Annotated in this window: 23 protein-coding genes and 4 tRNA genes; 18 read left to right on the top strand and 9 right to left on the bottom strand. The window is 30.1% G+C overall.

Annotated elements, in window-relative coordinates:
• Positions 1-298: 298 nt before the first annotated feature.
• The 3 genes from L3B96_RS19715 to L3B96_RS19725 all read left to right on the top strand — a co-directional run bounded on the left by L3B96_RS19715 (position 299) and on the right by L3B96_RS19725 (position 2961).
• Positions 299-1081: an HD domain-containing protein gene (locus tag L3B96_RS19715; protein ID WP_077831713.1), complete on the top strand. Its 783-nt coding sequence runs from the start codon at positions 299-301 to the stop codon at positions 1079-1081.
• A gap of 389 nt (positions 1082-1470) precedes the next feature.
• Positions 1471-2340, top strand: coding sequence for a cation diffusion facilitator family transporter (locus L3B96_RS19720; protein WP_011968798.1), 870 nt, complete (start codon positions 1471-1473; stop codon positions 2338-2340).
• Positions 2341-2508: 168 nt separating this feature from the next.
• Positions 2509-2961, top strand: a complete 453-nt coding sequence (locus tag L3B96_RS19725; RefSeq protein ID WP_238900465.1) for a hypothetical protein — start codon at positions 2509-2511, stop codon at positions 2959-2961.
• Positions 2962-3015: 54 nt separating this feature from the next.
• Here L3B96_RS19725 and L3B96_RS19730 read toward each other — a convergent pair whose 3' ends face one another.
• Positions 3016-3780, bottom strand: a complete 765-nt coding sequence (locus L3B96_RS19730) for a class III extradiol ring-cleavage dioxygenase (protein WP_238948358.1) — start codon at positions 3778-3780, stop codon at positions 3016-3018.
• A gap of 188 nt (positions 3781-3968) precedes the next feature.
• Between L3B96_RS19730 and L3B96_RS19735 the strand changes: the two genes are divergently transcribed.
• From L3B96_RS19735 to L3B96_RS19755, 5 genes are all read left to right on the top strand, one after another.
• The gene (locus tag L3B96_RS19735) at positions 3969-4277 is read left to right on the top strand and encodes a helix-turn-helix domain-containing protein (protein WP_238900463.1); all 309 of its coding nucleotides are present in this window, start codon (positions 3969-3971) and stop codon (positions 4275-4277) included.
• Positions 4278-4610: 333 nt separating this feature from the next.
• Positions 4611-5210 carry a nitroreductase family protein gene (locus L3B96_RS19740; RefSeq protein ID WP_011968802.1) on the top strand — a complete coding sequence of 200 codons (600 nt, stop codon included), beginning with the start codon at positions 4611-4613 and terminating at the stop codon, positions 5208-5210.
• A gap of 379 nt (positions 5211-5589) precedes the next feature.
• Positions 5590-5665, top strand: a tRNA-His gene (locus L3B96_RS19745).
• 3 nt (positions 5666-5668) lie between these two features.
• A tRNA-Gln gene (locus tag L3B96_RS19750) sits at positions 5669-5743 on the top strand.
• Positions 5744-5749: 6 nt separating this feature from the next.
• Positions 5750-5825: transfer RNA gene (locus L3B96_RS19755), tRNA-Lys, on the top strand.
• Positions 5826-6377: 552 nt separating this feature from the next.
• Here L3B96_RS19755 and brnQ read toward each other — a convergent pair.
• Positions 6378-7736, bottom strand: coding sequence for a branched-chain amino acid transport system II carrier protein (gene brnQ / locus L3B96_RS19760; protein ID WP_238948359.1), 1359 nt, complete (start codon positions 7734-7736; stop codon positions 6378-6380).
• Between the two features lie 675 nt (positions 7737-8411).
• On the opposite strand from brnQ, the gene L3B96_RS19765 reads away from it, so the two are divergent.
• The 5 genes from L3B96_RS19765 to L3B96_RS19785 all read left to right on the top strand — a co-directional run bounded on the left by L3B96_RS19765 (position 8412) and on the right by L3B96_RS19785 (position 12940).
• Complete coding sequence (locus L3B96_RS19765) at positions 8412-8735, top strand: PTS lactose/cellobiose transporter subunit IIA (protein WP_038457332.1); 324 nt, start codon at positions 8412-8414, stop codon at positions 8733-8735.
• A gap of 69 nt (positions 8736-8804) precedes the next feature.
• Positions 8805-9110, top strand: coding sequence for a PTS sugar transporter subunit IIB (locus tag L3B96_RS19770; protein ID WP_238948360.1), 306 nt, complete (start codon positions 8805-8807; stop codon positions 9108-9110).
• 41 nt (positions 9111-9151) lie between these two features.
• Positions 9152-10561 carry a GH1 family beta-glucosidase gene (locus L3B96_RS19775; protein WP_077305667.1) on the top strand — a complete coding sequence of 470 codons (1410 nt, stop codon included), beginning with the start codon at positions 9152-9154 and terminating at the stop codon, positions 10559-10561.
• A gap of 128 nt (positions 10562-10689) precedes the next feature.
• Complete coding sequence (locus L3B96_RS19780; protein WP_238948361.1) at positions 10690-12018, top strand: PTS sugar transporter subunit IIC; 1329 nt, start codon at positions 10690-10692, stop codon at positions 12016-12018.
• Positions 12019-12172: 154 nt separating this feature from the next.
• Positions 12173-12940, top strand: a complete 768-nt coding sequence (locus L3B96_RS19785) for a MurR/RpiR family transcriptional regulator (protein ID WP_238948362.1) — start codon at positions 12173-12175, stop codon at positions 12938-12940.
• A gap of 140 nt (positions 12941-13080) precedes the next feature.
• On the opposite strand, the gene L3B96_RS19790 is transcribed toward L3B96_RS19785, so the two are convergent.
• The 5 genes from L3B96_RS19790 to L3B96_RS19810 all read right to left on the bottom strand — a co-directional run bounded on the left by L3B96_RS19790 (position 13081) and on the right by L3B96_RS19810 (position 16775).
• Positions 13081-13824 carry a LytTR family DNA-binding domain-containing protein gene (locus tag L3B96_RS19790; protein WP_077305671.1) on the bottom strand — a complete coding sequence of 248 codons (744 nt, stop codon included), beginning with the start codon at positions 13822-13824 and terminating at the stop codon, positions 13081-13083.
• A 17-nt stretch (positions 13825-13841) separates the two neighbouring features.
• Positions 13842-14243 (bottom strand): hypothetical protein, encoded by a 402-nt coding sequence (locus L3B96_RS19795; protein ID WP_238948363.1) that lies wholly within the window; start codon positions 14241-14243, stop codon positions 13842-13844.
• Between the two features lie 21 nt (positions 14244-14264).
• Positions 14265-15251, bottom strand: coding sequence for a flotillin-like protein FloA (floA, locus tag L3B96_RS19800; RefSeq protein ID WP_077305678.1), 987 nt, complete (start codon positions 15249-15251; stop codon positions 14265-14267).
• A gap of 26 nt (positions 15252-15277) precedes the next feature.
• The gene (locus L3B96_RS19805; RefSeq protein WP_238948364.1) at positions 15278-15775 is read right to left on the bottom strand and encodes an NfeD family protein; all 498 of its coding nucleotides are present in this window, start codon (positions 15773-15775) and stop codon (positions 15278-15280) included.
• A gap of 148 nt (positions 15776-15923) precedes the next feature.
• Positions 15924-16775: a Spo0B domain-containing protein gene (locus L3B96_RS19810; protein WP_238948365.1), complete on the bottom strand. Its 852-nt coding sequence runs from the start codon at positions 16773-16775 to the stop codon at positions 15924-15926.
• 554 nt (positions 16776-17329) lie between these two features.
• Here L3B96_RS19810 and L3B96_RS19815 point away from each other — a divergent pair.
• Positions 17330-18568, top strand: coding sequence for a GNAT family N-acetyltransferase (locus L3B96_RS19815; protein WP_238948366.1), 1239 nt, complete (start codon positions 17330-17332; stop codon positions 18566-18568).
• A 374-nt stretch (positions 18569-18942) separates the two neighbouring features.
• Here the strand turns inward: L3B96_RS19815 and L3B96_RS19820 are convergent, their stop codons facing one another.
• Positions 18943-19899 (bottom strand): DMT family transporter, encoded by a 957-nt coding sequence (locus tag L3B96_RS19820; RefSeq protein WP_236895017.1) that lies wholly within the window; start codon positions 19897-19899, stop codon positions 18943-18945.
• Positions 19900-20604: 705 nt separating this feature from the next.
• Here L3B96_RS19820 and L3B96_RS19825 point away from each other — a divergent pair.
• A complete protein-coding gene (locus L3B96_RS19825) occupies positions 20605-21306 on the top strand; it encodes an amino acid racemase (protein ID WP_238948367.1) in 702 nt (233 codons plus the stop codon).
• A 273-nt stretch (positions 21307-21579) separates the two neighbouring features.
• Here the strand turns inward: L3B96_RS19825 and L3B96_RS19830 are convergent.
• Positions 21580-21666 (bottom strand) — tRNA-Leu (locus L3B96_RS19830).
• A 371-nt stretch (positions 21667-22037) separates the two neighbouring features.
• On the opposite strand from L3B96_RS19830, the gene L3B96_RS19835 reads away from it, so the two are divergent.
• The 3 genes from L3B96_RS19835 (at position 22038) to L3B96_RS19845 (ending at position 24332) form a co-directional block, all read left to right on the top strand.
• Complete coding sequence (locus tag L3B96_RS19835) at positions 22038-22730, top strand: nitrogen-fixing protein NifU (protein WP_011968823.1); 693 nt, start codon at positions 22038-22040, stop codon at positions 22728-22730.
• A gap of 25 nt (positions 22731-22755) precedes the next feature.
• On the top strand, positions 22756-23757 hold the full coding sequence (locus L3B96_RS19840; RefSeq protein ID WP_011968824.1) for a GGGtGRT protein: 1002 nt from the start codon (positions 22756-22758) through the stop codon (positions 23755-23757).
• 149 nt (positions 23758-23906) lie between these two features.
• A complete protein-coding gene (locus L3B96_RS19845; protein WP_238948368.1) occupies positions 23907-24332 on the top strand; it encodes a site-specific integrase in 426 nt (141 codons plus the stop codon).
• Positions 24333-25436: the final 1104 nt, after the last annotated feature.

Genomic DNA, 25436 nt, shown 5'->3' on the forward strand with positions numbered 1-25436 from the left:
GGAGCAGCAACAGTAATACTTGCTATGGGTGCTGGTAAAAAAGCAGCAAAAGCAATAGATGAGTATTTACAAGAAAAATAAAATATAAACATAAAATAAATATAATTTTTATGATCAAATCCTAAATTATAAGCCTTGGCAATATTAAATGAGTATTGTCAAGGTATTTTTATTCTTTAAGGATTCGTAATGAATGTGAATTAAAACCTATGCTCATATAGAAGGAGGTTTTATAGTTAAGTAATTTATGCTAAAGGAGTATAATAGATATATATTTAGATATAGTAAGGAGATAAAAATGGAAAATATATTAGTTAAAGAATATTATGATTGGTTTAGCTCTTATGTAAAAAAATTTTATGGGGAAGATAGCTTAATAAATCAGAATATTGAACTTAAGGAAATACATACGCTAAAAGTCGCAGAGCATGCTGTAAATATTGCAAAATCTTTAAATTTCACCCAAGAAGAAGTTGATACAGCGGAGATAATAGGATTATTTCATGATATAGGAAGGTTTGAACAATTTAAAAAGTATAAGACATTTAGGGATGCTTTTTCAGAAAATCATGCTGCTTTAGGCGTTAAAATATTAGAAGAGAATGGAACATTAAAAAACTTAGATGACAGTAGAAGAAAGATTATTATTAAAGCTGTAAATCTTCATAATGCAAAAGATCTTCCGATGGATTTGAATAAGGAAGAATCATTGTTTTGCAAATTGATTAGAGATGCCGATAAACTTGATATTTTCAGAATCATTATGGGATATGAGAGAGAAAGAAAAAATCATCCTAATCCGGCGCTTGATAATTTACCTTTTACATCAGGCTATAATTCAGAGCTTATTAAGGACATTCGTTCAAACAAAAAAATTAGTAATAATTCACTGGAAAATTATAATGATAGAAAAATATATGAATTAAGTTGGATAATTGATTTAAATTTTTCATTTTCTCTTAACTATATAAAGGAGAGAGAAGTTTTAAAAACATTAATTAGCTGTTTGCCTAAAAATGAAGAGATTGATGACTTAGAAAGGTACCTTGATAAATATATAGAAAATTCCATAGTAAAATAATTTATCTGTAAATGAACGCTTTAATTACTTTCTGTTTGATAATAATATTTAATTTATGGCTATACTAGCTAACCTGAGACTACTACCCAAATGCTAAATGCTGTTAAGTTTAATCTATATATCTATAAGCATTATAATGTCTATAAAATTTAGTGGCATATAATATGTAGATATAATAACGAATAATACTTATGTTATTTGGAAAATTAACTTTATGTAATCTTTAATTGAAAAATACATTTTTATAGCAAACCATATGCTGTAATTGCCTTATAGTAAAGTACTTGTAAGTTAATTACTTCAATGAAGAGTATGTTTTGCATAAATATATTTAAGAATGATAATTATTAAGATAGCATTGAAAAATAGTATAGTCAGGGGTGGAAAGTATGGAAAACAGTTATAATAATTTAAAAATAGCAGAACGTGGAGCTAGAGTGAGTATTATAGCGTATATAACATTATCATTATTAAAACTCGGAGTTGGCTTTTTTGCTCAATCTAAGGCATTATTAGCTGACGGAATCAATAATACTACCGATATAATAGCTTCAGTGGCAGTTTTAATTGGGCTAAAAATATCGGGAAAGCCAGCTGATGATGATCATCCTTATGGTCATCTTAGAGCAGAAACAATAGCATCATTAATAGCATCTTTAATTATGCTGGCTGTTGGTCTTGATGTGCTCTATAATGCGATTAAATCAGTTATCTTTTTTAACCCTAAGGCTCCTGATTTAGTATCTGCTGTAGTTGCAATTTTTTGTGCTGCGGCTATTTACATGGTATATCGTTATAATATGAGGATTGCTGTTAAGATAAAAAGCTCTGGGCTAATGGCTGCTGCAAAAGATAATCTTTCTGATGCATGGGTAAGTATTGGTACGACCATAGGTATTGTTGCTTCTCAGTTTGGTTTTCCTTGGATAGATCCTCTTGCAGCTGTAGTTGTAAGTGCTTTAATATTAAAGACAGGATGGGATATATTTAGGGAGGCAACTCATAATCTATCAGATGGTTTTAGCAGAGAGAAGCTTGATGGTATAACTAAATCTATTAACCAAGTTCCTGGTGTTAAACAAATTAAGAATATAAGAGCGCGCGTTCATGGAAATAATATTTTACTTGATTTGGTAGTTAGTGTTAGTTCTGAATTGTCTTTAGTTGAAGGGCATTCCATTACCGAAAAAATAGAAGATAAATTGAAAGAAGATCTAGATATAACGCAGGTAATGGTTCATGTTGAGCCGGATAAGTAGAAAGTATAAATGTAGCTGAGGAAAAAATAAAATTCCTCAGCTACATTTTTTATTTGGAATTAATTAAGTTGTAAAAGCATAGCGAACCAATTTCATATCGAGCGAATAATATAATATGTAGAATTTTACCAATGAATATAAAGAGATGAGCATAAAGCAGGTGTTTAAATGGATATTAATCGAATTATATTTAGTATAACACGAGGATATTGCAGATATATTGGTTCCGGTTCTTGTAGAGAAGTATTTGATCTTGGGAATGGATATGTAGTAAAAATAGCAAAGAATGCAGCTGGAATTGCACAAAATAAAACAGAGTATTATATTTCTCGTTATGACAATTCTAACATGTTTGCGAAGGTTATAGACGTTTCAAAAAACTTTGAGTTCTTAATTATGGAGAGAGCGGATAAGGTATATAATATTACGGAAATATGGAGATATTTTGATGTTAAAAGTAAAAAAGAAATGTTTGATTTAAAACAGATAAAAAGTATTTCTCAAAATTATAATTTACTATTAAGTGATTTGAATAGACAAAGTAGTTGGGGAGTAATTAATGGCAGGCCAGTAATTATTGATTATGGATTCACAAGAGAAGTAAAGGAAAAATACTATTAAATTTTTTACTAAAGCAGGATTGAGTATATCATATCCTGCTAAAATATTAGATTACTAAAATTCAAGGCAAAGACGGCTTGAATTTCCTAATTCATACTCTCGAAAAATAACTCTAGGAATTAGTAGCGAACTGCTGCCTAATGCTATAAATAGCGGAACAAAATGCTCAGGGATTGGAACAGCCAAATCGGCATTTGGAGCTTGATCTCTATAATTGTAAAGTGAATTAAAATCATTTTCTTTTAACCTGTTAATTAACCAGTCATCAAACTCTTCAGCCCAAGAATCATTGCTTACAGCTTCAAAATCAACTAAATTTAGATTATGAACTGTATTTCCGCTTCCGATAACTAAGATATCTTCATCACCTAAAGTTTTTAGAGCGCTACCTATTTTTATTTGTTCTTCAATGGATAATTTGGGGTCTATTGAAACTTGAACAACGGGGATGTTGACTTCTGGATAAAGGTGTTTTAAAAGAGTCCAAGCTCCGTGATCTAGACCCCTATTTAAGTCTTTTTTAACTTTTATGCCTTCGTGTGAAAGTTTTTCTTCGACTTTTGCTGCAACTGTACTAGAACCTTGCGCCTCATATTTTACATTGTAAAGTTCTTCTGGAAATCCATAAAAATCATATACTGTTTCGTATGTGGAATCAGAAGATGATATAGTTAGTGTTTCACTATCCCAGTGTGCTGTAAAGATAACAATAGCTTTAGGGTTTAATTTCTTTCCAAGATTATTTAGAAATTCAGTATAATTATCTTCTTCAATGGCCATCATTGGAGAGCCGTGTGCTAAAAATAAAGGTTTAACCATATAATAAAATCCTCCTTTAGATTCAATAATTAATTAATATTAGATATTACCATAAAGATCAAAGTTAATACATAAGTTTTACGGAATATTGACTTATTCAATGAATATTATTATATTTAGTATAATATCATAAGTTGCTTATCTTAATTAAGTGATTATGATAGAATAGTAACAGGTGGTGATTAAATATGGAAAAATTTCATATGTGCCCAAGGTTTGAAAATGCTTTTGAATTACTAGGAAAAAGATGGACCGGATTGATTATAAGAACATTATTGAATGGACAAAATCGATTTTCAGATATAGAAGAAGCTATTCCTAATATGAGTGCTCGTATGCTTACAGAACGATTTAAGGAGCTGGAAAAGGAAGGAATAATTATTAGAAAAGTTTATCCGGAAACTCCAGTGCGCATAGAATATGAATTGACAGAAAAAGGCCATGATCTTCAAAGTGCCATGGATGAGATCCAAAAATGGGCAGAAAAATGGAATTAACTAAGACAATTCAAAAAATATAGAGAATTTTCTTAATTACAATGGAGATTCTTTATATTTTTTTATTGTTTGAAAATTAAAAAAATTATGAATTTATATTTAAAATACTATTGACTAAGTGTTATAAGTGTGTAATAATTAATCTAAAGTTACTTACTAAATGTAAGTAACTAATTAAAAATATTGAAGTGAATTTATTAGGCTTCACTGTTTTTATATAAAAGATGTACTAGTTATAGTTAGATATAATTTTAAATTACTGTAAGTAATTATTTAAAAAGAAAAGAATATAAATACTTAAATAAATTTAGATATGATAGGAGGAATGATTATATGTCAAAAGATTTTTTTACTGCTGTAGCAGATAGACGTTCATTTTATGGAATTAGTAAAGAAAAGGTGGTTTCTGATGATAGAATCAAGGAAATTATAGAACATGCTGTAAAGCATACACCATCATCATTCAATTCACAAAGTGCAAGAGTAGTACTATTGTTAGGAGATCATCATGATAGATTATGGGATATCACAGAGAATGCTTTAAGAAAGATTGTTCCTGAAGATAAATTTGAGCCAACTCAAGAAAAAATAAATTCGTTTAGAAGCGGTTATGGTACAGTTTTATTTTTTGAAGATAATAGCGTGATAGAATCTCTTCAACAACAATTTTCACTTTATAAAGACAATTTCCCAATTTGGTCTCAACAAGCAAGTGGAATGCACCAGTTTGTTATTTGGACTGCATTAGAAATTGAAGGATTTGGAGCATCGCTTCAACATTATAATGAGCTTATTGAAAATGACATAAAGAAAGAATGGGGAATATCTGATGATTGGAAACTCATTGGGCAAATGCCTTTTGGAAAGCCAACAGCGGATCCAGGCCCAAAAGAATTTAAACCATTAGAAGAACGTGTAAAGATATTTAAATAAAGAAATATTTCAATGATTATTTTCATATAATAGGGGTGATTTTATCACCCCTAAAAATTATTTAACTGATTCTAAACTTATTTAAAATCAGAAAATAATGAGATTATGATTTAAATGAATAATTCTATTTATTTTAGATAAGAGTATTTTTAGCTAGAAATGTTGAGATGTCAGTGGAATAAAGAGGCTTTAGGCTTTGAATATAATGGTTTTTAACATATGATTGGTACTGTACTTAACATTAATTATATTTATATAGTTGACAATTAACAATATGTAACTTATAATAAACAAGCAAATAAAAATTTTTTACCTATATTGGTAATACTTTAATCTTTAAAAATTAAAAGTTGAATTTTAATTTTTGTAGTCAAATATGGTGAACGTAGTTCAGTTGGTAGAGCGCCAGTTTGTGGCACTGGTTGTCGTGGGTTCGAGTCCCATCGTTCACCCCATACTGGGATGTCGCCAAGTGGTAAGGCAATGGATTCTGACTCCATTATTCGCAGGTTCGAATCCTGTCATCCTAGCCAATTTTTGGTTCACTAGCTCAGTTGGTAGAGCACATGACTTTTAATCATGGTGTCCCGGGTTCGATTCCCGGGTGAGCCACCAATTATATAATACAAATTGAATATTTTGAATTGAACTTAGCATTAGTATGCTAGGTTATTTTTTTATTCTCTAAAAATTCATACTTGATTCAAATCTGCAAATACTGTGTTCCTTGTAGTATAAATTATGAAAAAGACTGGTTTTGAAGATTGCCTTTTAAAAGATAATATATTCACCTACCAGATTTCGATCACATGCATTTGAAAAGACAGATGCGTAAAAGTCTCCGGTTGATTCATAATTTATAAATCAACCGGAGACTTGTGGAAAGTGAAAATAGATAAGTGATATAAACAATAAACTACATATTATAAATACCATACTAGAAAGGAGAAACATTTTTATGCAGCAGGCATTGAAAATAAGCTGTTAAAAGCTCTTAATTGTAGGTTGTTTCATTAATGCTTGTCACAATGAAATTGGGAGCAAGCATTAATGGTGCAACCTGCAATTTAGCACTTTCAGCGAAATTTTCATAGTCCTGTGAAATAACAATGTTTCTCCTTTCGAATGCTTATTGCATAAGTCTAAGCTATCTTTGAAATATTATGTTTAAGCACTTTTGCGTTTCTTTGAACGAATAGTCCAGATGATTAGTCCTATGAAGAACCCGTAAAGTGCTGGTATTATCCATCCAAATCCATAATCAAAGCCAGGTAAATATGAGTGAGCAAAATTCACAAGTTGCTTAACGATTAAATTTTCTTGTAGAGGTTGAGGCAATGATTTACATAAATCAAAAAATGCCGCAATAACTGTGAATCCTGTTGTCCATCTATAAACATCGCTTTGTTTATTAATAAAAGGTGCTAATAGAGATAGTAGGATTAAAGTAATTACTAAAGGATATAAAAACATAAGTACTGGTATAGATAGTTGAATGATATTACTCAATCCAAAGTTAGCGATTATGAAAGAGAAAACTGTAAATAAAACAGCATATTTTTTGTAAGAAATAGAGTTTGGAAACATTTCGCTGAACATTTCAGAACAAGAGGTTATTAAACCAATAGCTGTTTTTATACATGCGATTCCAACAATAAAAGCTAATAATATTTGTCCGGTAAAACCAAAGTAATGATTGCTTACCATAGATAATATACTTCCACCGTTATCAGCACGATTAACGCTGCCTAAGCTTGTAGCACCCATATAAGCTAGAGATCCATAGATAATAGTCATTCCTATAACGCTAACAAGGCCTGATTTACATGTCTCTATAGCAATTGATTGAGGGTTTTTAACTCCTAGTTTCTGTATGTTAGAAATAATAATAATAGCAAAGGCTACAGAAGCAAGTGCATCCATGGTATTATATCCATCTAATAAACCAGTGAATAATGGTTGAGTTGCATAATTTCCTTGCGCAGGAAATTGATTTGCTTGTCCCATTGGATGTACAAATGTAGCGATTAATAAAATTGATAATAATACCAAGAAAATAGGGGTAAGATACTTACCAACCCAATCTAAAATTTGTCCTGGTTTTAATGAAAAATAAATAGTAAAAGCAAAAAATATTAATGAAAAAATAATTAGTCCTAATTTCAAATATCCATCAGAAATAAAAGGATGAATTCCAACTTCAAATGCAACTGTAGCAGTACGTGGAATTGCAAATAAAGGGCCAATTGTTAAATACAATAAGCATGTGAATATACTTGCATAACGAGAGCTAATAGGCCTCGCCATATCAAATAAACTTTCACTTCTTGAAAGAGCAGATGCGATAATCCCTAATATAGGTAATCCTACTCCAGTAATTAAAAATCCAATAGTAGCTGTAAAAGCGTGATCTCCAGCCTGTTGTCCCATTTGAACTGGGAAAATTAGATTACCAGCACCAAAAAATAGTCCAAATAATAATGAACCTATTAATAAGTTTTGCTGAAAGCTTAGCTTTTGTTTCATAAATAATCCTCCTTAAATATTTTCGTATTATCAAAATAATTATACTTCTTTTATTAAAGTGTTTATTTTTTTGCATTTTGATAATACATTGTCAATTTTTAATTATAATATATTTATTTATATTAGTAAAACTCATTTTTAATATATTAGTTAAATTATTCTACTTAAAAATTAAAATGAAAGGGATATTTACATATATTGAAGTGAAATCACTTTGTCGAATAAATATATATGTAAACATAATTTTTTTATAAGATGATTTTTAATAAAATATTATAAATTTAATTGTTGTGTTTAAAAAAAGATAGTGTATAACACTTAATTAATAAAAAAACCAAACGCTGTGCTATTTTATTCAAACACTGTGTAAAGGATATATATTTTTCTCAAACACTACGAGTAAAAAAATAAACAGTTAAAAAAGCGATCAAACAATATTAGATCTTTACTGAAAATATTTTTAAAAATGTAATTATAAAATAAAAATATTTTCAGAAAAATAAAAAATGGTAAAAGCTTTATATAGTAAGGCTTTACACTGTTTAAATGAAATAAAAAGAGATTTTAAATACTAACTTTTGAAAAAGTTTTTATAGAGTTTGGCATCTGTATTGCTTTTGTGTAATGGCATGGAATGAAGATGATTTAAATTATATAGAGCGGAGGAGATTAGTTATGGAAGAATTAGAAATAGCAATTATGAATATTATAATCAATGCTGGAGATTGTAAAAATCACGCTTATATGGCTCTTAACAATGTGAAAGAAGAAAATTATGAAGAAGCTGAAAAAGAAATGGAATTAGCAAATGATGCTATTGCAAAGGCACATGATGGACAAACAGTGTTTCTACAAAAAGAGGCTAATGGCGAAAGAATAAATATGTCAGTATTGTTTGTACATGCACAAGATCATTTGATGACTGCAATAACAGAGAAAAATTTAATTGAGCAAATAATTGAACTGAGAAAAGTTATAAATGGATTAGTGAAAGTGTAATTAAAAAACAGATTAAATTTAAAATAAATTCTATACAAAGATATACTTTTTTAAAGGAGAGGATAGTAAATGATAAAAATTAGATTGTTTTGTGCAGCAGGAATGTCAACAAGTCTTTTGGTAAATAAAATGAAGGATGCAGCTAAAATCTGGGGAATAGAGGTAGATATTGAAGCTTTTCCAGAAGGTCAAATGGATAAACATCTAGATGGTGTAAATGTTGCGTTATTAGGACCACAAGTTGGATACACATTAGGAAAAGCAAAAAAGATATGCGAACCATTGGGAATTCCCGTAGATGTAATACCGATGGTTGATTACGGAATGATGAATGGGGAGAAAGTATTAGATTTTGCACTAAGATTAGCTAACTAGTGAATGAATAAATATGTAGAAATAGAAGGAGTAATTAAATTATGAAATTTTCTAAGGATTTTCTATTTGGAGCAGCTTCTGCTGCATATCAAGTAGAAGGAGCGTATAACGAAGATGGCAAGGGAATATCAAATTGGGATGTATTTTCCAAGATTCCAGGAAAAACTTTTGAGGGAACTAATGGAGATATAGCGGTAGATCATTACCATAGGTATAAAGAGGATGTAAAGTTAATGGCTGAAATTGGAATAGAATCGTATAGATTTTCTGTTTCTTGGCCAAGAATAATTCCAGATGGTGACGGAGAAGTTAATCAAAAAGGGATAGATTTTTATAATAATTTAATAGATGAATGCTTAGAATATGGAATAGTTCCATTTATAACATTATATCATTGGGACATGCCTCAAAATTTAGAGGAAGATGGGGGATGGACAAATAAAAGAACTGTTAATGCCTTTGTAAAATATGCGGAGGTATGTTTTAAAGCATTTGGTGACAGGGTGAAGCATTGGATTACTTTTAATGAAACTGTTGTATTTGCATCGCTAGGGTATCTAGCAGGAGCACATCCACCAGGTATTAGGAACAATCCTAAAAAGTATTTTCAAGTAACACATAATGTTTTTACAGCACATGCCAAAGCGGTAAAGTCCTATAAGGAAATGAAGCAGTTTGGTGAAATAGGAATAACTCACGTTTTTTCTCCAGCATTTAGTATAGATAGCAATGAGGAAAATATTAAAGCAGCATACCATGCAAATCAGTATGAAATTAATTGGTATTATGATCCGATATTAAAAGGAAGTTATCCAGAATATGTAGTTAAACAGTTAGAACAGAAAGGATGGCTTCCAGAATGGACTCAAGATGAATTAGATGTAATAAAAGAAATGGCGCCAAAGAATGATTTCATAGGTCTTAATTATTATCAACCGAAAAGGGTTGCAAAGAACGATATTCAAAATGAAAATCAAGAAAGAACTAGAGAGAATTCTACAGGAGCACCAGGCAATGCATCATTTGATGGAGTTTTTAGAACCGTTATGTTAAAAGATAAAGTTTATACAAAATGGGGATGGGAGATTGCTCCAGATGCATTCTTAGATGGATTAAGGATGTTAAAAGATAGCTATGGCGATATAAAGATGTATATTACTGAAAATGGTTTGGGAGATGAAGATCCGATAATTGAGAATGAAATAGTAGACGTTCCAAGGATAAAATATATAGAAGCACATTTAAAAGCAGTAAAAAGAGCCATTGAAGAAAATATAAATTTAAAAGGATATTACGCTTGGTCTGCAATTGATTTATTGAGCTGGTTAAATGGATATAAAAAGCAATATGGCTTTATATATGTTGATCATAAGAATAATTTAGATAGAAAAATAAAATTATCAGGATATTGGTACAAGAAGATAATAGAAGAAAGAGGAGAAAAACTTTAGTAAAGACTTAGTAGTTAAAAGATCCTAATATGTATTCATTAAGCGCGCAATGTTTACTTATATTAAGATTTGAAACTTTAGGTAATATAAAATTTGTTATTTAGTTGAGTATTTAAGGAGGAATTATTATGTCATCGTTTCAAAATAATTTAAATGAGAAAGTAATACCGATAGTTATGAAATTTGTCAACTTAAAAGGTGTTCTTGCCTTAAAAGATGGTATCTTATATACATTACCTCTAACGTTAGTGGGTTCAATATTTCTGTTATTAGCGCAATTGCCGTATCAACCATTAAATGACTGGTTAGCTGTTACATTAGGTGCAGGGTGGACAGATCCTTTATGGAAAGCATATGGAGCTACATTTAATATAATAGCGCTTATGGGGACAATAGGAATAGCATATACTTATGCTAAAAATGAAGGCTATGAGCCTTTATCTGCAGGAGTAATATCATTTGTAGTATTTGTATTAACAACTAGTTCTTCTGTAATAACTAAAAGTGGAGAAACAGTAGGCGATGTCATCCCAACAGCATGGTGTGGGGGGAAAGGTATGGTCACTGCAATTATTATAGGATTAATAGTTGGGGCAGTTTACTCATGGTTTATGAAGAGAAATATTACAATAAAAATGCCAGCAGGTGTACCACAAGGTGTTGCAAACTCTTTTGCAGCATTAATACCAGGAGCAGTAATAATAGTTGGTGCAACAGTACTTTATTCAGTATTTAACTGGGGATTACACACAACTCTTATCGAATGGATATATAAAGTAATTCAAACACCTTTACAAGGTATGACAGATTCAATAGGTGGAGTATTATTTATGGGATTTGCAATTCCTTTCTTATGGTGGTTTGGGGTTCATGGTTCAACAATAGTAAGTGGTGTAATGTCAAGTGTATTGACATCGAATACATTAGATAACGCAGCTATAGTTACAAGTGGAAAGGAATTAACAATAGCAAATGGAGCTCATATAGTAACACAACAATTTTTGGATCAATTTATGACAGTAACAGGGGCTGGTATGACAATAGGTTTAGTTGCGGCAATGTTGGCATTTTCAAAGTCAGCTCAATGCAAACAATTAGGAAAACTCGCAATAGTACCTGCGATATTTAACATAAATGAACCAGTCACATTCGGAACACCAATAGTAATGAATCCTTTTATGGCTCTTCCGTTTATAATTACTCCTATGTTATCAGGAATAATACTTTATTTTGCAATAGCAACAGGAATAGTTCCACCATTTGGTGGGGTAATGGTTCCATGGACAACTCCTCCAGTAATTTCAGGTCTTTTAGTTGGTGGTGTTAGAACAGCAATATTGCAATTCTTAGTATTAGTAATGTCATTCTTTATATATCTTCCATTCTTTAAGAAGTTAGATAATATAAACTATAAGAATGAGCAAGCTGCACAAAGAGGAAATGGTGTGTCAGCATAAGTAAAATATTTAAGCAAAATGTTGCACAACTGATTTTAAGTTGTGTAACATTTTTATTTTAACTAATAAACCCGATTTCTAAGTGAAACATGTAAGATATCATATAGTTTTTTTGATATAATATTGGTATAATGCAATAAATAAGGAATATGAGGTGGGGAATTTGGATCCAATTAGTTTGATGAAATCTATGGCTTCAACATTTACGAAAGTTGAACTTGAAATTTATAATAGATTGATGTCTGATCCGACATTGATTATGAATAGCACGATAGTAGTACTTGCAGAAGATCTTAATGTATCTAATTCTGCTATAACAAGATTTTGCAAAAAGTTAGGCTATAAAGGGTATGTAGAATTCAGATATGATTTTTCCTGCTATTTTAATAAGGAAGAGAAGGAAAACGAAGACCATATTATTAATAGAACAGTAACTACATATTTATCTGTCTTGAATATATTAGAAAAAATGATAAGCGAAGATGAGATTAGAAAATTAGTATCAAAGATGAAAAAAAGTAATAATATTCGAGTAATAGGTATAGGAGAGTCAGGATTAATTGCTAAGTATTTAAGATATCGTATATTCAAATATAAAAGAAATATTGAGGCATTGGATAATAAGTTCGAAATAGATGAAAGTTGTAGTTTAGCAGAAGAAGGAGATATGCTAATTGCTATTACCAATAGTGGAAAAAGTAAGGAAATTAATAGACAGATAGTAGAAGCATATAATAATGGTATAACGACTGTAGTGATAACAACTAATGATATTGCGGTTCTAAGAAGCAAGTCCCATTTTTACTTCCAGATGCCTTCGGCTGGACAATTTTATAAACCAGGTGCATATGACAATCAGCCAATTATTATAATTTTTTTAGAGATGATAGTTAACTTATTTGCGTTTTTTAACGAAGAGTAGTAAAAAAATAAGAAAGATCCAAATTCAATTATAGAACTTACCGTATATTTCATTTATAAAAATATATAGAATTAATTTTTTTTATAATAAAAACCTCCTAGAAGTAATGTTATTTTGCTATTTCTAGAAGGTTTAATTTATTACAAACTAAAAAGCTTTTTTATTTCCTCATATTTTTCGTGAGTAAGTAGAGCATCTTTTTCTGTATTTTTAAGTTTGACAATATACGTCCATCTTCCGTATGGATAGATTTTTGTAATCAATGATAAATTGATAATATAGGATTTGTGACTTCTAAAGAATTGAGTATGGTCTAGTTTTTCTTCTATATCGGATAAAGAAATGGAAGTTGTGAAGCTATCTGTTTTTGTATATATAACAGTGGAACTTTCTTCTCTTTGAACTAAAACAATTTCCTTCGTATCTACAAAGCTTATACCTTCCTTATTTTTTATCATAAGCTTATCCAATCCCTTTTCGTGCTTTATTATCTTGTCTATACCATCTCCATAGCTGGGTTTGTTTAAATTTTTAATTCTGTCTAAGGTCTGCATTACTCTTTCTATTTTGAATGGTTTTATTAAATAATCAAAAGCGTACAACTGGAAGGCTTCGGACATATACTCTGCATGGGCTGTTGCAAAGATAATTATAGTTTTAGGGTCTATATCTGTTAATATTCTAGCACAATCTATACCGTTGCACTTAGGCATTTCAATATCAAAGAACACCACATTAGGGCGGTGCTCTTTAAATATGTCTATAGCTTCTTCACCATTATCTGTTTCTCCGACAACTTCAAATCCACCAGATTTATCTAGTATTTTTTTTATTATGGTCCTTATTCCTATTTCATCGTCAACTATAAGCACTTTTATATTCATAGAATAATTCTCCTAATTTAAAATCTTCTTTTTCTAGTTTTACTTTTTGGCTTTCCAACTATCTCTGAAAGTATAATAGCTTGTTGAAGTCTAACTGGTGTTATTTCCTGGGTAATAGAATCTATAATTCCATGTGGATTTAAAGAAGTTGCTTCTTTTTTATCATAGTAGCTATTTTTTGTATTATTATAAGAATCCGTGTTTTCACTAGCTATATCGTCAATGGAATCACCTTCGTCATATTCTTCATCATCATTCTCTAACTCCGTATCGGGAGTGTCGTTTATACTATCATTCAATTCGGCTGCATTTGGATATTTGAAAACAAAATTTCTTGAATTATTGTTTGATATGGACGTAGGATTGAATATAGCATTTGCAAGAATTTTTAATACATTAATGGTATCATCATATTTCATAGTTTTCACTCTCCCAGGAGTCTATTTTTTGTCTCTCTGCTCTTTGTTATCACTAGAAAGAGATTGGCTTTTATTTCCTGCGCTAGAAATCGAACTTCTCATACTTGTATCTGCAATAACATTTTGCATATCATAATAATCCATTATTCCAAGTTTTCCTTCTCTAAGTGCATAAGCCATAGCTCTTGGTACTTCGGCTTCTGATTCTACAACAGCGGCTCTCATTTCTTGCTCTTTGGCTACAGCCATTGCTCTTCTTTCTTCAGCTTTAGCTTGAGCTATATTTTTGTCGGCTTCAGCTTGTAAAGTTTGAAGTTGAGCTCCTATATTTCTTCCTACATCTACGTCAGCTATATCAATGGATAGAATCTCAAAGGCAGTACCTGCATCTAAGCCTTTATTTAATACTGTTTTTGAAATAGCATCAGGATTTTCTAATACTATCTTATGACTAGTAGAAGAACCAACTGTAGTAACTATACCTTCACCAACTCTGGCTAGTATAGTTGCTTCTCCAGCCCCTCCGACCAACCTTTCGAGATTAGCTCTAACTGTAACTCTAGCCTTAACTAAAAGTTCTATACCATCTTTTGCAACTGCTGAAACATTTGGAGTTTCAATAACTCTAGGGTTAACACTCATCTTAACCGCTTCTAAGACGTCTCTACCAGCTAAGTCAATAGCAGCAGCTTTTTCAAATTGTAAGTCTATGTCAGCTCTATGAGCTGCAATTAATGCATTAACTACATTATCTACATTACCACCAGCTAAATAATGGGCTTCTAATTGATTGACATTAAGTCCCATACCAGCTTTTGTTGATTTAATAAGTGGAATTACAATTTTAGAAGGTACAACTCTTCTAAGTCTCATACCAATCAAGTTGAATATGCTTACTTGAACATTTGCTGCTAAAGATGATATCCATAATCCTATTGGTATAAATCTAACAAACACAGTAATTAAAAATACAACTGCTATTACTACTATAATTAAATTGGTAATCATTAATAATCTCTCCTTTAAATATAAATTTATATTTTAACTTTTTTTACTAGCAATTTAACTCCGCTAACTTTAAATATTTCTACATTAGTCCCTTTATTAATGTATTCTCCTTCAGAAATTACATCAAATTTAACTCCGTCTATATCTACAGAACCAGTTGGCCTTAGATCAGTAACAGCTACTCCAGATTTTCCTAACAAATAATCTAAATCTGAAGAACTAATATACCCATGTTCTTTCTTTTGCTCATCAGGAAGAATTAATGGTTTAAAGAACTTTCCTTTCGTGAAAAAAGTTAGAACAACACCTAACATGATTCCGAGGATTGCTAAAATTCCTAATATCATAACTAAAGCTTGTGCAAAATTCTCAGCAGTCAATGCCACTGCAAGTATTAAACATATAGCTCCGGCGATTCCTGGCAACCCAAAACCTGGAATATGCATTTCTAAAAGCACTAATCCGAACCCTACTATTAAAAGCAAAACTGTAAGAACTGTTACATCAGGTAAAAATGCGATCATATTTTTGTACCTCCCTCCTTGGTATATAAATATAATAAGCCACATGTTGAAGTTTGGTAACATAAAGCTTCTAAGTTATACAGTTTTTAGGTTCAAATGTCATTTATAAGAGTGTTGGCATCTTTGAATATCAATTTATAAGATTTTATTATTCTTTTTTTGGTAGAATAACTTCGAAAGATGTTCGTTTATCATTTGATGTAACTTCAATCGTACCAGAAAAACATTCAACAATTTCTTTAACTATAGCGAGGCCCATGCCATCACCTTTCTCATTTTTTGTTGAGAATCCTTCTTTAAATATGTTGACTATAATTTCATGAGGTATGCAATCTCCATTATTGGATATATTGAGTCGTATATTTCTTAGATCTTCTGATAATTCAACAAGCATATATCTATTGCTTGGCTTTTGTTTTAAAGCAAATATAGCATTATCTATAATATTGCCAATAATTCTGCAAAAATCCCATGGTTCCATATTAAGATTATTTAAGTTGCTTTTTATTTCAAGCTCCATATCTATATTATTCTTTTCAGCCACTTGCAATTTCGCCTGAAACAATGCGTTAACTGCTGGCTTTGAAGTCTTTAGAGCTTTGCTGATTCTTACTATATCTTTATAGACAGGTTCTATATAGTTTCTTGCTTCCTGAAATTCTTCAAGTTCCATTAATGAGTAAATCACCTGAATGTGATTCAAGTAGTCGTGACGTTGAGATCTTAATGTTTTATTGAAGTCCTCAAGATACCTTATTGTATCTATTAAATTATTACTGCCTTTCTTAAATAAAAAATTATAAAATATTATTCCTGTAATGACACTATTAATACCTATGCTTATAGCTACGACATAAATGATAAAATTTCCTTCAATCATATGTGGATTTTGACTTTTGTAGTAAATAAATAGAGTTATAAAGATTATTTGTATTAAGTTTAAAAATATAGATACTAGCACAGTCTTAGAGATGTTGTAGGCTTGCTTTTTTATTATCATACTTTACCTCCTTGCAAATAAATGACAAGTATATTTTACCATGTTTCTCTTAATATTAACCTTGAATCACCTTAATTTATTCTTAATCAGTGATAGGGAAAATAAAAGCTGTTTATATAGTGTTATAAAAGTTTGTGAAAAATTTTGGGATATTATATATGATACAATTGAATTTTTAAATTTGAGTCTTAACTTAGCTCACATAACTTAAATTTTAAATGTGAATTTATTGTTGCAGCATATATGTGAAATATATTAATTTTAATTACCAAATATAATAAATAAATATGTCTGATTTTATTGAATGTACAAGGAAAGAGTGGGTTAGTTTTTTATGCAAATAGTGAAAAAAGGAGTTTGTATACTTAAAATTAAAGAGGAATAAATTGTAAAGTTTAGCATGTATAGCACAAAGATTTATAGTATAATATAAGATAATAATAAAGGATAATTAATTATATGGTCTTGTAAAATTATACTGATAAATATTTAGGTTATTAACAATATAAAATGAATTATATTTAATACGTTTTTGATGAATATGGGGAGGATTTATGAAAGATAAAGAAATGTTTATTGAGGAATACGGCGATTTTAAAATGCGAAAATTAACTGAAGATGATTTAGAACAGTTTAATGGGCTTTTACGTTATGCATTTCAAATAACGATGGAAGATCTTTTGCATACTGGTTGGACAGAAGAGCAAATTATGCATGCTAAAATGCCGATTCTTAAAAATGCCTATGTTCTTGGTTGGTTTTATCACGGTAAGTTAGCTTCAATGATTGTAGTATATTCCATGAAAGTAAATATCCATGATAGTATTTGCAAAATGGGTGGGGTTACTGGAGTTGCTACCTATCCTGAATACACTGGAAAAGGGTTAATTCATTCTTTGATTAAGCGAGCTATTATTCATATGAATGAAGAAGGTCAAGTTATTTCTTGTTTATATCCATATTCGATCCCTCTTTATAGAAAGCATGGTTGGGAAATAATTTCTGATAAAATAACTTTTACAATCAAAGATTCGCAGCTTCCTAAAAAAAGAGTAGTAGAAGGAATGATGGAACGTGTAGATTTAGAATGTGAGGATCTTTTAAATGTACATGATTATTTTTCAATGCAGAGACATGGTGCAATGATTAGAGATGAGCTTGCGTGGGATGAATATTGGCGTTGGGATAGTGATGATATTATTGCGGCTATTTACTACAGTAAGAATCATAAGCCCCTTGGTTATTTAATCTATTATATTAGAAATGATATATTTTATATTAAAGAAATGGTTTATTTAAATACTGAAGCACACCACGGAATTTGGAATTATATAAGTGCCCATTATTCTATGGTTAATGAAGTAAAGGGAAATAATTTTTCGGGAGAACCAATGGCTTTTTTATTTGAAGATAGCGAGATAGTTGAAACTATTAAACCATACTTTATGGCAAGGATTATAAATGTAAAAGAATTTATAATAAAATACCCATTCCTAGTAAAAGCACAGAAACTTAAGATAAGTTTCAAAATAAATGATCCTATTGCTCAATGGAATAATAGCATTTTTAATATCTATTGGGATGATGAAGAAACAGTCTGTGAGAAGAGTGATGATATGTATGCTGCTAATTTAGTGGAAATGGATATTCAGACATTAACAACTATGCTTATGGGATATAAGCGTCCTACATTCTTATATGAGTGTGGAAGGATAAAAACAGAATATTATATGCTTAAAATTTTAGAACAGTTAATACCAGTAGAGAAGCCTTATTTTTCGGATTATTTCTAAATTTAAAGAATATAAATATATAGATGTTTATATATAATTTCCTTACAGTGGAATTCTAAACTGCATAAAAAAATCCCAAACTTCAAAGTCGTTTGCGATTTTGTTCTAATTGATTAAGGAAGTATAACTTATAAGAATAAATAATAGTCTTGAAATATGATTTGTTTCAAGACTATTTCTGCATCAATTTTAAATGATTATAATTGAGAAAATAATTTAACTACATAATTGTATTAATAAATAATATAAAATTAATAAAAAGATTACTATGATTCATGTTGCATTAAAGTATATTGAAATTCTAAAAAGATTAAATGTATTTAAATAATGAAATGACAGAGCATAAGTAGGATAAGAATTTTTTTGTTAAATACTTATATAGCTTTTGAATTACTTGAACTATCATCTTTTACTTTTACCGTTTGGCCAATTAAAAATATACATATCCCTATTAAGATAATTAGTGATCCGATAATTTGATTATAAGATATGGATTCTCCGAGTATTAAGAATGCTAATGTACACGTTCCAACAGGCTCACCTAATATACTCATGGAAATAGTTGAAGCACTTAACCACTTAATTAGCCAATTTAAAACTGTTTGGCCAAGTATTGTTGAAATTAATGCTAAGCAGAAGAACCATAACCAATCAGAGTTTGCATAGCCTATTAGGGGATATTTTAATATGACAGAATATGCTAATAAAAATATACTACTGCTTAAATAACAAATGAAAACATAAGCAACTAGAGATAAATTTTTTCTTACACTTTGTCCAATGAGGAAATATGCTGTAATAACTCCAGCTGCTAGTAAAGCAAGTATATCTCCTATCAAGGCTATCCCACCAATTTTAAAATCTCCAAATCCGATTATACAGCTTCCGAATATAGATAAAAAACCACCAAATAGTGATAGTTTCTTTAATCTCTCACCAAAGAAAAAATAGCTTCCTATAAAAGCAAATAGTGGCTGCATAGTTACAAGAACAGTTGAACTTGCAACTGAAGTAAAACGCAAGGATTCAAACCAAAGTATATAATGTATTGCTAGAAAAATTCCTGATGAAAACACTGCCGCTAATTGTTTGAGTTTCAATTTTTTTATTTCTAGTATGTATTTTTTGTTAAATAATATTACAGGTAATATCATCAATGTTGAAAAAACTAATCTATATGTAGCTATTATTGGAGCTGGAGCTGCCGATAGTTTTACAAATATAGCGGATGTAGAAATAGCTAAAACTCCAAAAAATAAAAAAAGGTAATGTATAATTTTATGTGAATTCTTCAAAAAGATTACGTCCCTTCTAAATAAAAATAATTTCATAATATTTCTTTATAAATATAATCATATGATTTAAAACTTTTTTCAGATGTATAAAGTCAGTAACTCGTTTATGATGCATATCCCTCTTTTACCTGATGCATTCTTCTGTTTCAAACTTTTGAATCGCTTTTGTAGTAGAAGTCCTATCGATGAAATAGTTGAACTTGCAACTATCATATAATATGTTTGTTGAAAGTTCAACTATTATATAATATGTTTGTTGAAAGTTCAACTATTATTATGTTCATTATTTATAGTCTAAAAGTATTTGTAGATATAGATAATTTATAATTAATGATTACGTTTCTGATTGTTTTAAATTCTAAAGAATAAATATTCTTCGCAATATTTATTCTTTAGAATATTACCATATTAGAATATATATTCTTCAGAATATGCTTATAAAATACGGGTTGAAAGGATTTTAGTATGAAAAATGGAATTGATTTTAATTTATAATTTACTTGCTTTTATTTTAAGAATACAAATACATAAAATTGTTTATATTGATAATTTTTTACGCTATACTAAAGCTATTACTACATTAAGTGTTATTATATAGTTAGGATATGAATTTGATTTATTAGATTATTTTATTAGAACAAAAATTTAAACAACAAGTGGTTCTTGTTTAGTCATTCTGTTCCCAATTTTGGCATTTATGATATATAAACATATAAAGAATATAAATAATGAGGTGAGGTAATGAAAAAAGTTGGAATTGTAGGAGGTATGGGTCCTGAATCTACAATAGAATATTATAATAAAATAGTTTATGGCTATCAAAAAAGGCATTTTAAAGACTATTTTCCTAATATGGTAATTGAAAGCATTAATATATTTGAGATGCTAGAATTATGTAAAACAAAAGATTTTGATGCTTTAACTGAACTTTTATTAAAGGCGATTAAAAATGTTGCTGCTAGTGGTGCAGATTTTGCAGCCTTTGCGGCAAATACACCACATATAGTTTTTGAAGAATTAAAGGAAAAATCACCTATTCCACTTATTAGTATTGTAGAAGAAACTTATAAAAAAGTAGAGAAAGATAAGTTAAAGGTTGTTGGATTAATAGGGACTTCTTTTACTATGGACGCTGATTTCTTTAAAAAACCTTTTAGAGATAATGGAATCAAAATAGTGGTTCCAGAAGAAATAATTCGCAATTTTATAAATGATAAAATAGCTAATGAGTTAGAATATGGAATTATTAAAGATAGCACAAAGCAAAAATTTATTAAAATAATTGAAGAGTTAAAGGAAAGAGAAAAAGTAGAAGGTATAATATTAGGGTGCACAGAATTACCTTTACTGCTTAAAGACGTAGAATTGTCGCTAAATGTTTATGATACTATGGAGATACATGTAAATAGCATATTATCAAATATAATTAATTTAAAAGCATAGTTTGCTTTATAAATGACAAGACAAGAGAATAATTCTGTAGTTCTTATGGTTTAAATGCAATTCAGCTTATAATATTCTTAGTCAAAAAGGAAGATTTTAAAATAACATGGATTTACAATCAAAATGTTAGAAATAGCTATAAATAATATTATCAGTGGGATTAGAAGATTAATTTATGGGAAAATAGAATTTGGTACAGAAGCGGGAATTGCATAAAAAAAGCTGTACTACAAGGCATCTAAGCCAAGTAATACAGCAATCCACCAAAACAAATGGTGCCGCTGGCCGGATTCGAACCGGCACGATATCACTACCAGAGGATTTTGAGTCCACCACGTCTGCCAATTCCATCACAGCGGCATGTAAACTGACAAAAAATATTCTACCATGTCTTAAAGAATATTTCAATAGGTATTTTTAATTTATTTTTATTTTTGGAAAATTAATTTATAATATCCATATAAAAATACATAATGAAAGTATTAGACAAAATTTTATCTAATTAAAGTTAATATAAGATTTTTATTCATTTGTAGTTCGGATTTTCAAATAAAAGTAGATAAATGTGCATAAATTTTTAAATAAAGGTTGTGGGGAATCAAATCATTTGCTAGAATAGGAATAGGGAAAAGTGCCCCACTGGGTTATTTTATGCCCAACTACAATTTTAAGCTTAGAAATAAGATTTAATAATTTGTAATTATCTATTAATTAGGGAGGAGCAAAAATATATGATGTATTCAAAAGAAGTTGAAGAAATGTGTGTACTTGCTAAAGGTCCTAATCACGGATCAGCGCCAATTCCTGTAGAAGGAAGATGGGTTCAATCTAAAGAAGTAACTGATATATCAGGATTAACTCACGGAATAGGTTGGTGTGCACCACAACAAGGAGCTTGTAAATTAACATTAAACGTTAAGGATGGTATAATCCAAGAAGCGTTAGTTGAAACAATTGGATGTTCAGGAATGACTCATTCAGCTGCTATGGCTTCAGAAATATTACCAGGAAAGACTATATTAGAAGCATTAAACACAGACTTAGTTTGTGACGCTATAAACACAGCTATGAGAGAATTATTCTTACAAATCGTTTATGGAAGAACTCAAACTGCATTCTCAGAAGGTGGACTACCTATCGGAGCAGGACTTGAAGATTTAGGAAAAGGTTTGAGATCTCAAGTTGGTACTATGTACGGAACTTTAGCTAAAGGACCAAGATACTTAGAAATGGCTGAAGGTTATGTTACTGAAGTTGCTGTAGACGAAGATAAAGAAATCATCGGATATAAGTTTGTTAACTTAGGAAAAATGATGGAAAGCATTGCTAAAGGTATGGATGCTAACGAAGCATTAGAAAAAGCTAAAGGTCAATACGGAAGAGTTGCTGACGCTGCTGAATTATTAGACCCAAGACATAAATAATTATTTGTAAAGGAGGATTTTTAAAATGGCATTATTTGAAAGTTATGAAAGAAGAATTAACCAAATCACTCCAGTATTAGAAAAATACGGAATGAAAACTATGGAAGATGCTAAAGCAGTTTGTGCTGAAGTTGGAGTAGATCCATATACAATCGTTAAGGAAACTCAACCAATCGCATTCGAAAACGCTGGATGGGCATACGTTTTAGGTGCTGCTATAGCAATAAAGAAGGGTTGCACTAAGGCTGCTGATGCTGCTGAAGCAATCGGAGAAGGATTACAAGCATTCTGTATCCCAGGTTCTGTTGCAGATGACAGAAAAGTTGGTTTAGGACACGGAAACTTAGGAGCTATGCTTTTAAGAGAAGAAACTAAATGTTTCGCATTCTTAGCAGGACACGAAAGCTTTGCTGCTGCTGAAGGTGCTATTAAAATAGCTGAAAAAGCTAACAGAGTAAGAAAAGAACCATTAAGAGTTATCTTAAACGGTCTTGGAAAAGATGCTGCATTCATCATTTCAAGAATCAATGGTTTCACATATGTTCAAACTCAATTTGACTACTACACTGGAGAAGTTAAAGTAGTTAAAGAAAAAGCATACTCAAACGGAGAAAGAGCAAAAGTAAGATGTTACGGTGCTGACGACGTTAGAGAAGGTGTTGCAATCATGCATAAAGAAGGAGTTGACGTATCAATCACTGGTAACTCAACTAACCCAACAAGATTCCAACATCCAGTTGCAGGAACATACAAGAAAGAATGTATCGAACAAGGTAAGAAATACTTCTCAGTAGCATCAGGTGGTGGTACAGGAAGAACTCTTCACCCAGATAACATGGCTGCAGGTCCAGCTTCTTATGGTATGACTGATACTATGGGAAGAATGCACTCAGATGCACAATTCGCAGGATCTTCATCAGTTCCAGCTCACGTTGAAATGATGGGATTAATCGGAGCAGGAAACAACCCAATGGTTGGTATGACTGTTGCTGTAGCTGTTGCTGTTCAAGAAGCATTAGCTAAATAGTCTGAAAATCAAGGTTTTACTGGTTTAAGAGTGAATTAATTAGCTAATATAAATACTCACACTATATTAATTTAATTATTAATGGGTGTGGGTATTTTTTTATACATGATTTTAGTACCCACGGCTTTAGGAAGGGGTACTATTTTTTTATGATAAAAATGAATAGAAAACATATTGATAAAACTTTTGATGAATGCTTTCAACAATTTCTATTAGAGCATTGTACGTTGAAAAATATGCGTGAAGATACTAAGAAATATTATATAAAAGAATATATTGAATATTTGCCAGTAGATTGTCCTTATTTATTTCCAATAGTTCAAGGCGAAAAAATGAAAGAAAGAGGACTTACAAGAGAGATAGAAGATTATAACAAATCAAGAGGAATAGAACGTACATCAATTCATGCGTTTAGGCATTGGTATGCGAAAAAGGCAGTTATGAACGGAATTAACATAGTTCAACTACAACATTTATTAGGGCATAGTAATTTAGAAATTTTGAAACATTACGTTGAAATGTTAACAGAAGATTTAAATTACGAAAATGTTGTACAAAATCCTTTGATCTATTAAGTTGGAAAATTCCAAAGGGAAAAATATTAAATTAAGAAAGTAGGTGTCAATATGCAAGTAAACATCAATCATGATAAAACAACTAATGGATTTGATGAAAGAATAATTACATTAGACATACATGAATTGAAAGATTAAAAAAGATTATTGAAACTTTAAAAAATTAAACAAAAAATAGATAGATTACTTTGGCGAGTAATCTATCTACCTAAAACTTAATATGTTTTATTAATCTTATTAGCACTTCAAAAGCACTAATAGACCATGCGTTAAGTCTATCTTATTTCAAAAGTTTTGAAGTATCAATAGGCTTGGTATCATATTGTCTAAAATACAACATGTAACTTGTACAAGCACTATTACAAGTATAAATAATATTAGTAGCTGACATGAAGGCGATGCAGAAAGTTCATGGGGAGTTAGATAATAACATCTTATCTAGCTTGACATAAGTGGTGTAAAAGCATTCTATTACCATGTTATAGCCTAAGTCCTTCATGAGGATATGGCATTAGAGCGGTTTAGGGTAACTAAATTCGGAGGTAGTCAAAATATTGAAAGATATGATATGTAGTAGGGAGTTGACGCATATAAAAAGACTATACATAGAGTTTTCTATGTAAATTATGTTTGCAACGGTACTTGATTCATATACACGTCGAGGCTCTAAAGAGCGATATTGTAATTTCTTCAGTATTTTTTTGAGTTGCTGGAGAATTGCGTCTAACTCAGATAAAAAGCGTATAGTTACTTAGGTATGAAGTCAAGCTTAACTTTAAAAGTATTCAGTAAATTACAAGTCCTTTAGAAAGACTTCGAAACTGAATAAAGTTGTTTTGAATTATGTACTTCATGAATTTCCTTATTTTTATAATATGCAACAATATGTTTGTCTAAGTTTTGTGATAGTATAATCATGAATTTATTACTTGGGGAGAAAAAACTTAACAACTTATTTAAAATGGATTTTCTTAGGAATATTCTATATTTTAATTGAAATAATTTAAAATTGTTCACAATAATACCTCTTTTTATTTAATTTGATTTAACCCGACTTTTATATTTTATAACATAAGAGGAAACTAATCAAAGAAAATCGTATTA

It is taken from the genome of Clostridium sp. YIM B02569, assembly GCF_022320765.1.
Classification (GTDB): domain Bacteria; phylum Bacillota; class Clostridia; order Clostridiales; family Clostridiaceae; genus Clostridium; species Clostridium beijerinckii.